The organism is Micromonospora sp. NPDC002296 (assembly GCF_040296145.1).
GTDB lineage: Bacteria > Actinomycetota > Actinomycetes > Mycobacteriales > Micromonosporaceae > Micromonospora.
The window spans coordinates 170,300-183,642 of the sequence record NZ_JBEOWQ010000005.1 but is presented as its reverse complement, the minus strand read 5'-3'; the positions used below and the strand labels follow the sequence as shown (position 1 = coordinate 183,642).

Sequence of the window (13,343 nt, the reverse complement as noted above, 5' to 3'; positions counted from 1 at the left end):
GCTCAGCCGTTGCCGCGCTTGGCCGCGCGACGCTGCTGCTTGATGGTGTCGCGTACGTCACGCTCGGTCTCGGCGTTGCGCCGGGCGGAGGCGGCCCGCCGCACGCCGTAGCCGAACGCGGCCACCTTCACCAGCGGGTTCGCCGCGGCAGCGGAGACCACGGTGGCCAGGTTCGCCACGTTCGCCGTCACGTTCTGGGCGTGGGTGGTCATGGTGTCCACCTTGGCCAGTTGGAGGTTCACCCCGTCCAGCGAGGTCTGCACCTGCTCCAGCGCGGTGTTCACGTTCTTCACCGTGGTGTTGACGTCCCCGAGCAGCGGCGCGGTGCGGTCGTTGACATCGTTGATCATCCGGGTCGTGGCGTCCACGGTGTGCCGCAGGCGCAGGATCGGCACCGCCAGCACGAGCACCAGCATCAGGAACGCGCCGGCCGCGATCAGCGCAGCGATCTGTCCACCATCCACGCATGTCCTCCTCAAGCAGAGTTCCGGGACCCGACGTCCCGGAACGCGCGACCGTCATACCCGCACCGGCGCTCGGTGACCCTCGCCGGGTCAGCGGGAGCAGGCGGACCTGCCAGCCCCAGACCCTACCGTCAGTTATGAAACCCGGCTCACGACGGTGAGGGTGTCGGCTCGCCGAGCGGATCCTCGCTCAGGGTCGGGAAGGGATCCTCACCGGTGAGTGACGGGTCGGTGCTCGGCTGCGGCCGGGTCCGCTCGTCGTCGATCGCGTTGCGGACCTTCACCGACACCAACGAGCCGGTGCACTCCCGCGCTGCGGGCGAGGCCTGCGGCGTCGGCGCGGGCTCGCCGTCGACCGGCGGCGGGACGCAGGTCGGCTCGCGCACCCACAGGTCGAGGGTCAGCTCGTCGCGGCGCCAGCACGTGTACACGCCCTTCGGCTGCTGCTCCGGGCAGCGGCTCACCTTCCACTCCCGCCAGCCGTCCCCGGTCAGGGCGCGCTCGTACGCCTGCGTGGTCTCCTTAACCGGCCGCTCGGACTCGACGGTCCGCTCGCGCAGCCGACACTCCTCCAGGCACCAGCGGCTGCCGCTGACGTTGTCGACGCTCTCCGTGGCCGCCCAACCGGGCACGTCCAGCTCGTCCAGGGTGTCGAAGACCGGGTCGTGGCTCAGCGCCCGGAGGCCGAAGTAGAGCGGGATCGCGCCGAGCAGCACCAGGCTGACCAGGGCGAGCACGCCCATCCGGAGCCGGCGGCGCTCCCGCATCCGCCGGCGCAGCTCCGAGCGGGCACCGCGCAGGCCGCCGGGGCCGGCGGTGACCTCCCCGGCGGGGCCGTCGGCGCCGTCAGGGTGCAGCGTCACCTCGCCCGCGGTCTGCCCGGCGGGCTCCGGCCCGGGTCGGCCGGCGGAGGCGTCTGCGGAAGGCACCACCACGGCGGCCCGGGCGACTGCGGGTGGCTGCTCGGGACGGGCCGGGGACGGGCCGGCGGCGGGCTCGTCGCGACCGGGCTCGTGCGGTGGCGGGGCGGCCCGACCGGCCACCCGGTCCTCCGGCCCGCCATCGGGGGTCCCCACCCGGGCCACGGGGGGTCGGACGGCGGGACCGGCGGGCACGCCGGGCGGGGTCGCCCGGCCTGCGGGCGCGCCCGGGCGGACCCCGGTCTCCGACGGAGTTCCGGGGGCGGACTCGGCACCCGGGCGCGGACCGGCAGCACCGGGCCGGACACCCGACCGGGCGCCGGGGGCCGTACCCGGGGCGGGGGCGGCACCGGAGGCGGCGGCGACACCAGGGACGGGGGCGGCGCCCGGGCGCGGGACGAGCCCGGTCGGACCGGCCGGCGACCGGCGATCCTCGGGGACGGCCGCGCGGCCCGGGTACGGTGCGTCGGCGGGCGCGCCGGGGCGGGCGGCGCCCCGCGCCGGACCCGACGGCCGGAGCTGGCCGGTTCCGGGGTCGCGGGGCCCACCGACCTCGCCGGTGCCCGGCTCTCCCGGGATCCGTTCCCGGGGCGGCCGGGCCTCACCCGCGACGCGTTCGTGCGGCGGCCGGATCTCGCCCGTACCCGGTTCCCGGGGCGGCCCGACCTCGCCGGGGCGGGGAGCCGCCGGCGGGCGGGGCGGGGCGGCGGCCGGCGGGCGGGGCGGGGCGGCGGCCCGCGGGCCGGAGTCCCCCGGCCCGGCGGCGGGCGCGACACCCGGTCGGCTCCGGCCGACGGACGCCCGCCCGGCGTCGCCGACGACCCGGCGGGCGCCGGTCGGTTCCCCGACCGGGGGCACGACGGCCGGTGGCGCAGGCGGCACGGCGGCACGGTTGACCATCGGCATGGCGGGGTCGGTGTGGCTGCCGCGGCCGGCCTGGCGGAGCCACTCCGCCGCGCGCTGCGGACGGTCGCCCCTGCCCGACGTCGCCCCGCCCCGCTCGTCGGGGCCCTCGTCCGCCGGGCCGGCGGGGGTGGCCCGGCGGCGAGCGGCGGCCTCGTCCGGGCCCGGTTCGGGCCGGCCGCGCCGCGGTCCGCCCCCGCCCTGGGCCGCAGTCGGCGGCGGACCGGCCGGCAGACCGGGCACCGGGGGGGCGTTGCCGCTGAGCGGGACGACCGGCGGCGGCTCCTCGGTGGCACGCCGGCGACCGGTCGGGCGGGCCACGGGCGGGACCGGCCCGGCGACACCACGGCCGGTCGGCTCGTCCGGCCCGGCGACACCACGGCCGGTCGGCCCGCCCGGCCCGGCCACGATTGGACCGCCGGGGCCCCTGCCGGGGTGCTCCCCCGGCTCGTGCCGGGGCAAGTCGGCCGGGGCCGGGTGGGACGCACCGACGACGGAGGGCTGCGCCGGCGTGACGCGGCGGGGCGGCGGGGTCGACTCCGGGGCCGGGCGGCGCGCGGCGGCGGTGGCCCGGCCGGCGGGCGGCGGCCCGCCCGGGCCGACCGGCCAGCCGCCGGTCGGGGGCTGGTCCCCGCCTACGGCCGGAGCTGCCGGTGGGCCCTGTGGGCGGGAGAGGTGCCCGGGTACGCCGGCTCCCGGTGTGGCTCCCTGCGGCCGGGGCTGGTCCCCCGGCGGGCCGCCCGCCGGGCCGCCGGGACCGGCCGCACGGGGCTGGTCGCGGGCCGGCTCCGGGCCGACCTGCGCAGGCCGGGGCGTGGCGTCTGCCGGGTACGGCGGCCGGGCCTGCCGCGCCGCGGGGTACGGCGGGTGGGCCGGAGCGGTCGGTGGTGCGGCCGACGGAGTCGGGCCCTGAGCCGGGCGGACCGGCGGGGCCGCCGGTGACGGGGGCGTACCGTGCGGCGGGCGGGGCGGGACGGCCGGTGACGCGGGGGTGCCGTGCGGCGGGCGGGGCGGGGTGGCCGGGGCGGGGGGGGGGCCCGGCTCCGGCGAACCGGGCCACGGCCCGTCGACCGGGCGGGGCCGGGCGGGGCCGGGTTCACCGCCGCGCCCCGGGGGCGCGGCCGGGGGTCCGGCCGGGCCGCGCCGGGCCGCCGGGTCGGGCCGGCCAGGCGGCGGGACCTCGCCGGGTGGGAGACCGTCGGGGCCCAGTTCGGCGCGCTGCTGCTTGGCGGACCGCAGGTCGTCGATCCAGCCGAACTCCTCGCCGCTCACCGGCTCCTCGGGCTCGCTGTCGGGTCGACCCCGACCCCACCGACGCCCCTTGGCGCGCTGCTCGTCGGGGCCGTCCTCCGGTCGCTCCGAACCACGGGATCTCACTGCTGACCCTCCCCGACGGCGTCTGCGCCGTCCTCGTCCGCCACGGTGGCGTGCCCGTTGCCCGACAGGTGGCGGCCGTTCCCGGCGGGGGCCGGCGCGTCCGGACGCGCCGGGGCGGGCAGCCCTCGGACGATCCGGCGCAGCAACGGCAGCCGGTTGGCCACCGACCGCTCGGCGCCGTGCCCGCTGGGCCGGTAGTAGTCGGCCCCGACGAGGTCGTCCGGAGCGTACTGCTGGGTGACCACCCCTCGGGGGTCGTCGTGCGGGTAGCGGTAGCCCACGCCGTGACCGAGCCCGCGGGCCCCGGAGTAGTGGGCGTCGCGCAGGTTACGGGGCACCGGCCCGCCCCGCCCGGCGCGGACGTCGGCCATCGCGGCCCCGATCGCGCTGGTCGCCGAGTTGGACTTCGGCGCGGTGGCCAGGTGGATCACCGCCTGGGCGAGGTTGAGCTGGGCCTCGGGCAGGCCGACGAACTCGACCGCCTGGGCGGCGGCGGTCGCCACGCCCAACGCGGTCGGGTCGGCCATCCCGACGTCCTCGCTGGCGAAGATGACCAGGCGGCGGACGATGAACCGGGCGTCCTCACCGGCCACCAGCATCCGGGCCAGCCAGTGCAGCGCGGCGTCCACGTCGGAGCCGCGCATGCTCTTGATCAGGGCGCTGGTGACGTCGTAGTGGGCGTCGCCGGCCCGGTCGTAGCGCACCGCGGCGACGTCCACCGCCTGCTCGGCGGTGGCCAGCTCGATCCGCTCGACGCCCAGCGCGGTGGCCGAGGCGGCAGCCGCCTCCAGCGCGGTCAGCGCCTTGCGCACGTCGCCGCCGGCGAGGCGGACGAGGTGGTCCTCGGCATCGGTCTCGAGGGTGAGCGCGCCGGCGAGGCCGCGGGGGTCGGTGACCGCGCGGCGCAGCAGGCCGCGCACGGCGTCGTCGTCCAGCGGCTGGAGGGTGAGCAGCACGCACCGGGACAGCAGCGGCGAGATGACCGAGAAGTACGGGTTCTCGGTGGTCGCCGCGAGCAGGGTGACCGTCCGGTCCTCCACGGCGGCGAGCAGCGAGTCCTGCTGGGTCTTGCTGAACCGGTGCACCTCGTCGATGAACAGCACGGTCGGCGGGCCACCCGAGCGGCGCTGCCGGCGGGCGGTGTCGATCACCGCGCGGACGTCCTTCACCCCGGCGGAGAGCGCCGACATCGCCACGAAGCGGCGATCGGTGGCCTGGGCCACCAGGTGGGCGATGGTCGTCTTGCCGCTGCCCGGCGGGCCCCAGAGGATCACCGACATCGGGGTGACGCCGCCGACGAGCTGGCGTAGCGGGGCACCGGGTGCGAGGAGGTGGTCCTGCCCGACCAGTTCGTCGATGCCGGCCGGGCGCATCCGGACGGGCAGGGGCGAGTCGGCCGACACCGGGGTGAAGCCGTCGACGCCGACGGACCCCGTGGGGGCGCTGGGCGCCCCGGCGGGCGCACCGAGGGAGAAGAGGGCGTCGGACTCCATCGGGAAGACACTACCGGGCCGGGTCCGCGCCGCCGGAACAGCGGCGTGGACCCGGCCCGGAGTGATCAGTTCCGGTCAGCCCCGACCGGGGCGCCGGCCCCGGTACCAGCGGCCGCGGCCACCGCCGCCACCGCCGCCGCCACCACCGCGCGGGCCGCTGCCGACGCCGGCCAGGTAGAGGGAGAGCAGCAGCAGACCGAGCATCAGCAGGGTGTGCACGTTGAACAGGTCCGGTGCGCCGAAGTTGGTGTCGAGAAGGTCGATCAACAAGGCGAAGCCGAAGACGATGGCCGCGAGAATGGCGAGCATGTCGGTCCTCCGGTGGGGGTTCGCAGTAGGTCGTCGGGTGATGTACCCAACCGGTCCGATCGCCAATCTCCACCGTGGATGGCTGTCCGCGTAGGTCGATCGCCGGCCGGGCCCGGACGGGTTCTAGGCTGGCGACATGATCACCGCCGACCAGGCCCTGGAGGGACGGGCCGCGATCCTCGACGCCGCCGGCCGGCATCCGTACGCCCGGCACTCGCTGTGGCGCGGCGACGAGCCGCGCGGCTGGCGACTGGACGACGCCGTGGTGTGGCTGCTCCCGCCCGGTCAGGGCGCGGCCGGCGGTGCGCTCGGCGGGGTGGGGCCGGCGGTGGACCTCTTCGCCGAGCTGGTCGCCGCCGGGGAGGTCCGGCCCGGCCAGTGGCTGCACCTGCCCCGTCTCGCCGCCGCAGAGCTGGCCGGCCGGCTGGCCACGTCCCGGATCGACGACTGGGACTTCCGGTGGACCGCCGCTCCCCCGCCTGTGCAGACCGGCGAGGAGCGGGTGGTCCGGCTCACCGGGGCGGACCATCCGGCGCTGGCGGAGCTGATCGAGGAGGCCTTCCCGACCACCACCTCCCGCCCGGGCGACCCGCGCGTCGTCGACTGGTACGGCATCCGCGACGGCGAGCGGCTGGTCGCCTGCGGCGCGGACCGCAGCCGGGGCGACCTCGGCTTCCTGTCCGGGCTGACCGTCGCCCCCGCCGCCCGGGGCCGGGGCCTCGGCGCGGCCCTCACCGCCGGGATGGCCCGGGCGCTGTCCGCCCGGTACGACCACGTCGCGCTCGGCGTCTACACGCACAACGTGGGGGCGGCACGGCTCTACCGGCGCCTCGGCTTCCGCGACAGCCTGGCCCGCAGCTCGGTCCACCTCGCCTGAGGCGGTCAACGGGGCATCCTCCCGACGCCCCGGTGGCGGAGCGACCCCGGGCTACCGGCCGGGGTCGGCGGACGCGGCGACCGCCCCGGCGGGGACGCCGCCGGGGCCGGGGGCGGACCCGACCGGCGGCTCGGCGGCGGGTCCGGCGTCGGGGCCGGCCGGGTGAGCAGCGGCGGAACCGGCCTGCGGCGCGGCGGCGGGGGTCGCGCGACGGGCGGCCCGCCAGGCCGGCAGGTAGAGCGGCGCGGCCAGGGCGAGGACCACCGCGCCGACCAGCATCGCCGTGCTGACGTTGGTGCGGTCGGCCAGCACGGTCAGTGCCACCGCGCCCAGGGCGCCGGCCGGCTGGGCCATCATCGAGTTGAGCGACAACACGCTGGTCCGGTACGGGCCGTCGACCTGCCGGTGCAGCAGCCCCAGGTGCAGCGGGTTCGACGCGCCGTGCACGGTGTAGCAGGCCAGGTACGCGACCAGCACCCCGACGGGGCCGGCGAGCAGCCCCATCCCGACCACGGTCGCACCCTGGAGAACCCGCAGCAGCGCGGCGCCGGGCGCCGCCCCCGGCCAGCGCAGCAGCAGCGGGGTCAGCGCGGCCCCGGCGGCCGAGGCGAGCCAGGCGGCGGAGCTGGCCGGGCCGAGCAGCGCGGCGGCCCGCTCGGGGTCACCGATCACCTCGGCGAGCCGGACCGGCAGCAGCGACTCGAAGGTGACCATGCCGAAGCCCCAGAACAGCTCCACCGCCACCAGGGCGAGCAGCACCCGGGAGCGGCGCAGCAGGCCGAACGCCTGCCCGACCATCCGGGGCGCCTCGGCGACCGACGCGCGCAGCGCCCCGGATCCCCGGGCGGGCCGGACCTCGACCAGCAGCGTCATCAGCGCGGCCAGCGCCACGGCCTGCGCCGCGAGGGCGGCCAGCACCGGCACGGTCAGCGCGCTCGCCGGTCCGACCGGGCCGAGCGCGATGAGACCACCGCTGAGCAGTGCGCCGCCGGCGATGGCGACACCGGCGACCGTGCCGGCGTGGCCGAGGCCGCGCTCGTACTCGGCGTCGGGGTCGGCCAGGAGGGTGGCGTCGACGTACCAGGACTCCAGGGGGCCACTGTCGAGCGCCCGGTAGGCCCCCTGGACCGCGAAGACCAGGAAGAACAGGGCGACGGAGTCGGCGACCGCGAACAGCGCCAGGGAGACCAGGTTGAGCACCCCGGCGGTGACCAGCACCGGCTTGCGGCCCAGGGCGTCGGCCAGCCCGCCGGTGGGCAGCTCCAGCGCCAGCACCACCAGGCCCTGCGCGGTGACGACCAGGCCGATCTCCGACAGCGACAGGCCGCGCTCCTGCATCAGCAGGATCAGGACCGGAATCAGCAGGCCGGTGGGCAGCCAGCGCAGGCCGTAGAGGGCCAGGTAGCGGGACCGGATCTGACGTACGGTGAGCGCGCTCACCGGGGCCGGCCGATGATCGGGTACGCGACCAGGTGGACGTTCACCGGCTGGGCGTCCGGCTCGTCGGGGGCGGACTCGTCGCGGTAGCGCATCAGGATTTGCCACACCTCCGCCTCCAGCGCCCGGAGCCGGTCCGGCCCCAGGTGCAGCAGGGTGTCGTTGATGCCGACGGCGTCCCGCCAGGCGGGCGACCAGTCCTGCTGGGCGGCGAACCACCGCTCGGCCTGCTCGGCGATCAGCCGCACCTGGTCGCCCTGGATCCACTCGATCGCGGCCCGGGCGTCCGGGTCGTCGTCGAAGTCGGTCGGCTCCCAGCTGCTGAGTTCGTGTGCCGCCTTCCACCAGCGCTGCCGGCCGCTGGCCAGGTCGGGATCCTCCACGACGAGCCCGGCCTCGGCGAGCTGGCGCAGGTGGTAGCTGGTGGCGCCGGTGTTGGTGTCGAGCAGCTCGGCGAGCCCGGTGGCGGTGGCGGGCCCGTGGACCCGCAGCGCGCCGAGCAGCCGCAGCCGAAGCGGGTGGGCCAGCACCCGCACCTGTCGGTGGTCCAGCCGCACCTGGCGCGGCTTCCTCTCGTCGTTCCCCATGGCAGCACAATACGTGTGCACACTTCCTGTGCACAATACCTATGCATAGGAAGTGTGCATGATCCGACAGCACCGAGCGAGGAAGTTCAGGGGGCGAGAATCTCGCCAACGCCGCGCAGGCGGGTGCGGAGCAGGACGGCGGCGCGGGAGCTGTCGAGACGTACCTCGGTGGGGCGGACCAGGCCCGACGCGGCGCTGGTGGCGGTCCTCAGGCCGGCCGGGTCGATGCCGAACCGGCGGGCCACCAGCAGACCCAGCTCGGCGCGGCTGACCGCCTCCGGGCCGGCCACGTTGAGCGGGCCGGCGTGGTCGCCCTTCACCAACTCCAGCACGGCGGCGGCCAGGTCGACCACGTTGACCGGGCAGCGGATCTCGTCGGTGAACAGGCTCACCCGGCCGGCCAGAGCGTCCAGGCAGAGCCGGATCTGCCTGCTCCGCTCGTCGCCGACGATCAACGAGGTACGCACCAGCGCCGCCTGAGGGTCGACCGCCCGCACGGCGGTCTCCGCCGCCGCCTTCGCCGCCCCGTACGGGAAGACCGGGGCGGGGACTTCGTCGTCGGCGTACGGCTCGGGCCGGCCGCCGTGCAGCGCGTCGCTGGACAGATGCACCAGCCGGGCCCCCGCCTCGGCGGCGGCGTACGCCACGTGGGCCGCGCCGTCGGCGGTGACCGTCCAGTCGTCGTACCGGGCGGACGTGCTCACCACGGCGGCGGGCCGCACGGCCGCGACCAGCGCGCGCACGGCGGCCCGGTCGGTCACGTCGACCCGACGCGCCTCGACGCCGGCCAACTCGACGGGGTTCGCGTGGTACGTGCCGACCACCCGCTCCCCCGCCGCGACGGCCTGCCGGCACACCTCGGCGCCGAGGTACCCGCTGGCGCCCACCACGAGCAGCGTCATGCTCTTCCCCCTCCACGGCGGCGGGGCGCCACCTCGGTGACGCCCCGCCGAACCTGCGAAAAGACCGACTCAGACCGGGTCCGCCACCGGGGCGGCCGGGCCGGCGGTGCCGGTGTGCGCGGCGGCGGCCGGCTTCGGCTTGCCGTCGATGCCCGCCTCGGCGCGCTGCTGCCCGGTGATCGGGGTCGGCGCGCCGGTCAGCGGGTCGAACCCGCCCCGGGTCTTCGGGAACGCGATGACCTCGCGGATCGAGTCCGCGCCGGCGAGCAGCATGCAGACCCGGTCCCAGCCGAACGCGATGCCGCCGTGCGGCGGGGCGCCGTACTTGAACGCCTCCAGCAGGAAGCCGAACTTGTCCTGCGCCTCCTCCGGGGTGATGCCGAGCAGGTCGAAGACCCGCTTCTGCACGTCGCCCCGGTGGATACGGATAGACCCGCCACCGATCTCGTTGCCGTTGCAGACGATGTCGTACGCGTAGGCCAGGGCCCGGTCCGGGGCCTCCTCGAACCGGTCGACCCACTCGGTGTTCGGTGAGGTGAACGGGTGGTGCACGGCCGTCCAGCCACCCTCGTCGGTGCGCTCGAACATCGGCGCGTCGACGACCCAGCAGAACGCCCAGGCGGACTCGTCGATCAGCTTGGCCCGCTTGGCGATCTCGATCCGGGCCGCGCCGAGCAGCTCCTGCGCCTCCCGGGTGGCGGTGCTGGCGGCGAAGAAGACCGCGTCGCCCGGCTTCGCGCCGACGGCGTCGGCCAGCCCGGCCAGGTGCTCGGCGGAGAGGTTCTTCGCCACCGGGCCGCGCGCCTCGCCGGTCTCGGCGTCGAGCACCACGTACGCCAGGCCCCTGGCACCGCGCGCCTTGGCCCAGTCCTGCCAGCCGTCCAGCTCCTTGCGGCTCTGGGCCGCCCCGCCCGGCATGACGACCGCGCCGACGTACCCGCCCGCGTCGATCGCGCCGGCGAAGACCCGGAACGCGGTGCCGCGCAGGTAGTCGGTCAGCTCGGTCAGCTCGACGCCGTAGCGCAGGTCGGGCTTGTCGGAGCCGTACCGGGCCATGGCGTCGTGCCAGGTGATCCGCGGGATCGGCCGGGCGATCTCGTGGTCGGCGAGGTCCTTCCACAGTGCCGAGACGATCGCCTCGCCGAGGTCGATCACGTCGTCCTCGGTGACGAAGGACATCTCGATGTCGAGCTGGGTGAACTCCGGCTGCCGGTCGGCGCGGAAGTCCTCGTCCCGGTAGCAGCGGGCGATCTGGTAGTACCGCTCCATGCCGCCCACCATGAGCAGCTGTTTGAACAGCTGCGGGGACTGCGGCAGGGCGTACCAGCTGCCGGGCTGGAGGCGGACCGGGACCAGGAAGTCGCGGGCGCCCTCCGGGGTGGACCGGGTCAGCGTCGGGGTCTCGATCTCCAGGAAGTCCCGCTCGTGCAGCACGCCCCGGGCGAGCTGGTTGGCCCGCGAGCGCAGCCGCATCGCCTTCGCCGGGCCGCCCCGGCGCAGGTCGAGGTAGCGGTACTTGAGCCGGATGTCGTCGCCGGCCTCGATCTGGTCGTCGACGGGCAGCGGCAGCGGCGCGGCCTCCGAGAGCACCTCCAGCTCGCTGGCGGTCACCTCGACCTCGCCGGTGGGCAGCTCCGGGTTCTCGTTGCCCTCGGGGCGGCGGGTCACCTCGCCGGTCACCTTCACGCAGAACTCGTTGCGCAGCGCGTGGGCGTCCTCCTCGCGGAAGACCACCTGGACGATGCCGGAGCCGTCGCGCAGGTCGACGAAGATGACACCGCCGTGGTCGCGCCGGCGGGCCACCCACCCGGCGAGCGTCACCGTGGTGCCGGCGTCCGTCGCGCGCAGGCTGCCGGCGTCATGGGTACGGATCACGGCTTGCGTCTCCCTCATCTGCGGTCGGTCTGCCCCCGCATTCTGTCAGGGCGCCCCGTCCCCCGCCGCCACCGGGCGGCCGACGGCACCCGGACGGCGCCGCCACCGGGCGAGCCCGGCGCGCGCCGGACCGGCGCCCGTCCCGCGCCACCGGCAGCGGTCGCGAAGCGCGCTCGCGTACCGTGTGGCGGTGCGCGTCGTACCCCGCTGGGCCCTGTTCTCCTCCGCCGCCGCCCCGGTGCTCCTGATCGGTGGCTGGACGCTCGCGGCGGCCCGGCAGCCGGGCGGCTTCGACCAGGTGGGCGGCACGATCAGCGCGCTCGCGGCGGTCGACGCCACGGACCGGTGGATCATGACTGTCGGGCTGATCGGCCTGGGGCTGTGCCACTGCGTGACCGCGGCCGGGCTGCGGCCGGTGCGGCCCGCCGGCCGCCTGCTGCTCGCCCTCGGCGGGGTGGCCACGCTGGCCGTCGCGGCGCTCCCGCTGCCGGCCATGAGCGGCACCTCCGCCCCGCACCGCGCCGCCGCCGTGGTCACCTTCGGCGCGCTGGCGCTCTGGCCGGCCCTCGCCGCGCCGGCGCGCCGCCCGCCCGGCGACGCCGCCGCGGTGCCGGCAGCCCACGGTACGGCCGCAGCGGCGCTGCTGCTGGGCCTGGTGGGCTGGCTGGTCGTGGAGCTGGTCGGCGGCGGCGCCCGGCTCGGCCTGGCCGAGCGGGTGGCGGCCGGGGCCGAGGCCCTCTGCCCGCTGCTGGCGGTGCTGGCTCTCGGTGGTGGCCGACGGCGAGCAGTCGGTTCACCGTGACCGGCCCTTCGGCCGGCCCCCGGGCGCGCCCGCCGGTCGCCGCCTTCCCCCGGTACGCCGGAAGCGGGCCACCGGGAGGCCGGCGACCCGCTTCGCGGACGGTGCGGTGGATCAGATGATGCTGACGCCGTAGACGCTCATCGGCTCGGTGACCGGCTGGAAGAACGTGGTGCCGCCGGAGGAGCAGTTGCCGCTGCCGCCGGAGGTGAGGCCGACGGCGCTGCTGCCGCTGAACAGCGAGCCGCCGCTGTCACCGGGCTCGGCGCAGACGTTGGTGCGGATCAGGCCGGAGACGCTGCCCTCGGCGTAGTTCACCGTGGCGTTCGTGGCGGTCACCGAGCCGCCCTTGAGGCCGGTGGTGCTGCCGGAGCGCTGCACGCTCTGACCGACATAGGCGTTGGCCGCGCCGGTGACGTCCCGGTAGCTGCCGTTGTAGAGGGACACGTTGCCCGTGGCGTTGGCGGAGTTGCTGTGCCGGACGATGCCGTAGTCGTTGCCCGGGAAGCTGCTGCCGGTGCGGGTGCCCAGGATGCTGGTCTGGCCCGAGTTGGAGTACCAGCTCGACGCGATGTTGGTGCAGTGCCCGGCGGTCAGGAAGAAGGTGGTGCCGGCGCTGTTGCGGACGTTGAAGCCCAGCGAGCAGCGGCCGCCACCACCCGCGTAGATCGCCTGGCCACCGGAGATCCGGGTGCTCAGCACGCCGGCCTCGGCCTCGACGCGGACGGCGCCGCCGGTCCGGGCGGCGGCGGCCTTGACCCGCTCCAGCTTGGCGCCGGTGACGGTGCTGTCGACGGAGACGACGACCTGGTTGGTGACCGCGTCGGTCCACCAGGCGGTGCCCGGGATCTTCGCCGAGCGCTCCAGCTCGGCGGTGGCCCGGTTGAGCTCCACGGCGCCCCGCTTCACGATCTTCGCGGTCGCGCCGGAGGCGCGGACCTGACGGGCGGCGGCCTCGTCGGTCACGGTGACGACCATCTTGCCGCTGGCATCGGCGTACGTGCCGGCGGAGCGGTCACCGAGCCGCTCGGCCAGGGTGGCCGCGGCGTCGGGCGAAGCGGGCGAGGGCGCGGCCTGGGCGGGCGCGCCGATCAGCGCGCCGGCGACCAGGGTTCCGGCTGCGGCTACGGACGCGGCGCGGAGCAGCGATGACCTCGTGGGTCGCATACAACAACCTCCAGGGAGGGGGTGACGGGTCGCGCCGGGGGGGGTGACGGACCCGAGGACCAAGCGACCGGATCTGGGGGAAACCGACCCGGCAAAGTGAAGTATTCACATATTTAAGATCACCGGCAAGGCCTGGCTCCACCCGTTCCGCCTGGGCCGAACACGACGCGGACCAGCAACATTGTAGCCACCGGAATCGATCTATATGATCGATGGACTCCGATTCATTTCAT

At 76.4% G+C, this 13,343-nt stretch carries 11 protein-coding genes; 2 read left to right on the top strand and 9 right to left on the bottom strand.

Translation table 11 applies throughout. From position 1 onward, the window contains the following. Positions 1-2 precede the first annotated feature (2 nt). The 4 genes from ABT023_RS06710 to ABT023_RS06695 form a co-directional block, all read right to left on the bottom strand. The gene (locus ABT023_RS06710) at positions 3-464 is read right to left on the bottom strand and encodes a DUF948 domain-containing protein (protein ID WP_350882434.1); all 462 of its coding nucleotides are present in this window, start codon (positions 462-464) and stop codon (positions 3-5) included. Positions 465-613: 149 nt separating this feature from the next. Further along, positions 614-1,231 (bottom strand): hypothetical protein, encoded by a 618-nt coding sequence (locus ABT023_RS06705; RefSeq protein ID WP_350882548.1) that lies wholly within the window; start codon positions 1,229-1,231, stop codon positions 614-616. A 2,429-nt stretch (positions 1,232-3,660) separates the two neighbouring features. Then, the gene (locus ABT023_RS06700) at positions 3,661-5,157 is read right to left on the bottom strand and encodes a replication-associated recombination protein A (RefSeq protein WP_350882432.1); all 1,497 of its coding nucleotides are present in this window, start codon (positions 5,155-5,157) and stop codon (positions 3,661-3,663) included. A 75-nt stretch (positions 5,158-5,232) separates the two neighbouring features. Beyond that, a complete protein-coding gene (locus tag ABT023_RS06695) occupies positions 5,233-5,466 on the bottom strand; it encodes a hypothetical protein (protein ID WP_350882430.1) in 234 nt (77 codons plus the stop codon). A 136-nt stretch (positions 5,467-5,602) separates the two neighbouring features. Between ABT023_RS06695 and ABT023_RS06690 the strand changes: the two genes are divergently transcribed. Beyond that, positions 5,603-6,343 carry a GNAT family N-acetyltransferase gene (locus ABT023_RS06690; RefSeq protein ID WP_350882428.1) on the top strand — a complete coding sequence of 247 codons (741 nt, stop codon included), beginning with the start codon at positions 5,603-5,605 and terminating at the stop codon, positions 6,341-6,343. 51 nt (positions 6,344-6,394) lie between these two features. Here the strand turns inward: ABT023_RS06690 and ABT023_RS06685 are convergent, their stop codons facing one another. The 4 genes from ABT023_RS06685 to aspS form a co-directional block, all read right to left on the bottom strand. After that, positions 6,395-7,783: an MFS transporter gene (locus ABT023_RS06685; RefSeq protein WP_350882426.1), complete on the bottom strand. Its 1,389-nt coding sequence runs from the start codon at positions 7,781-7,783 to the stop codon at positions 6,395-6,397. Next, positions 7,780-8,367: an ArsR/SmtB family transcription factor gene (locus ABT023_RS06680; protein ID WP_350882425.1), complete on the bottom strand. Its 588-nt coding sequence runs from the start codon at positions 8,365-8,367 to the stop codon at positions 7,780-7,782. Before ABT023_RS06680 ends, ABT023_RS06685 begins: the two co-directional genes overlap by 4 nt. An 86-nt stretch (positions 8,368-8,453) precedes the next feature. Beyond that, a complete protein-coding gene (locus tag ABT023_RS06675; protein WP_350882423.1) occupies positions 8,454-9,269 on the bottom strand; it encodes a sugar nucleotide-binding protein in 816 nt (271 codons plus the stop codon). Positions 9,270-9,338: 69 nt separating this feature from the next. After that, on the bottom strand, positions 9,339-11,144 hold the full coding sequence (aspS, locus tag ABT023_RS06670; protein WP_350882421.1) for an aspartate--tRNA ligase: 1,806 nt from the start codon (positions 11,142-11,144) through the stop codon (positions 9,339-9,341). 190 nt (positions 11,145-11,334) lie between these two features. On the opposite strand from aspS, the gene ABT023_RS06665 reads away from it, so the two are divergent. Next, complete coding sequence (locus tag ABT023_RS06665) at positions 11,335-11,946, top strand: DUF998 domain-containing protein (protein WP_350882419.1); 612 nt, start codon at positions 11,335-11,337, stop codon at positions 11,944-11,946. Positions 11,947-12,057: 111 nt separating this feature from the next. Here the strand turns inward: ABT023_RS06665 and ABT023_RS06660 are convergent, their stop codons facing one another. Beyond that, on the bottom strand, positions 12,058-13,110 hold the full coding sequence (locus ABT023_RS06660) for a S1 family peptidase (protein WP_350882417.1): 1,053 nt from the start codon (positions 13,108-13,110) through the stop codon (positions 12,058-12,060). Positions 13,111-13,343 lie beyond the last annotated feature (233 nt).

Bases quoted from the DNA above. Each gene is read 5' to 3' on its own strand.
- ABT023_RS06705 (WP_350882548.1), bottom strand. From the start codon at position 1,231: ATGCGGGAGCGCCGCCGGCTCCGGATGGGCGTGCTCGCCCTGGTCAGC.
- ABT023_RS06700 (WP_350882432.1), bottom strand. From the start codon at position 5,157: ATGGAGTCCGACGCCCTCTTCTCCCTCGGTGCGCCCGCCGGGGCGCCC.
- ABT023_RS06695 (WP_350882430.1), bottom strand. From the start codon at position 5,466: ATGCTCGCCATTCTCGCGGCCATCGTCTTCGGCTTCGCCTTGTTGATC.
- ABT023_RS06690 (WP_350882428.1), top strand. From the start codon at position 5,603: ATGATCACCGCCGACCAGGCCCTGGAGGGACGGGCCGCGATCCTCGAC.
- ABT023_RS06680 (WP_350882425.1), bottom strand. From the start codon at position 8,367: ATGGGGAACGACGAGAGGAAGCCGCGCCAGGTGCGGCTGGACCACCGA.
- ABT023_RS06675 (WP_350882423.1), bottom strand. From the start codon at position 9,269: ATGACGCTGCTCGTGGTGGGCGCCAGCGGGTACCTCGGCGCCGAGGTG.
- ABT023_RS06660 (WP_350882417.1), bottom strand. From the start codon at position 13,110: ATGCGACCCACGAGGTCATCGCTGCTCCGCGCCGCGTCCGTAGCCGCA.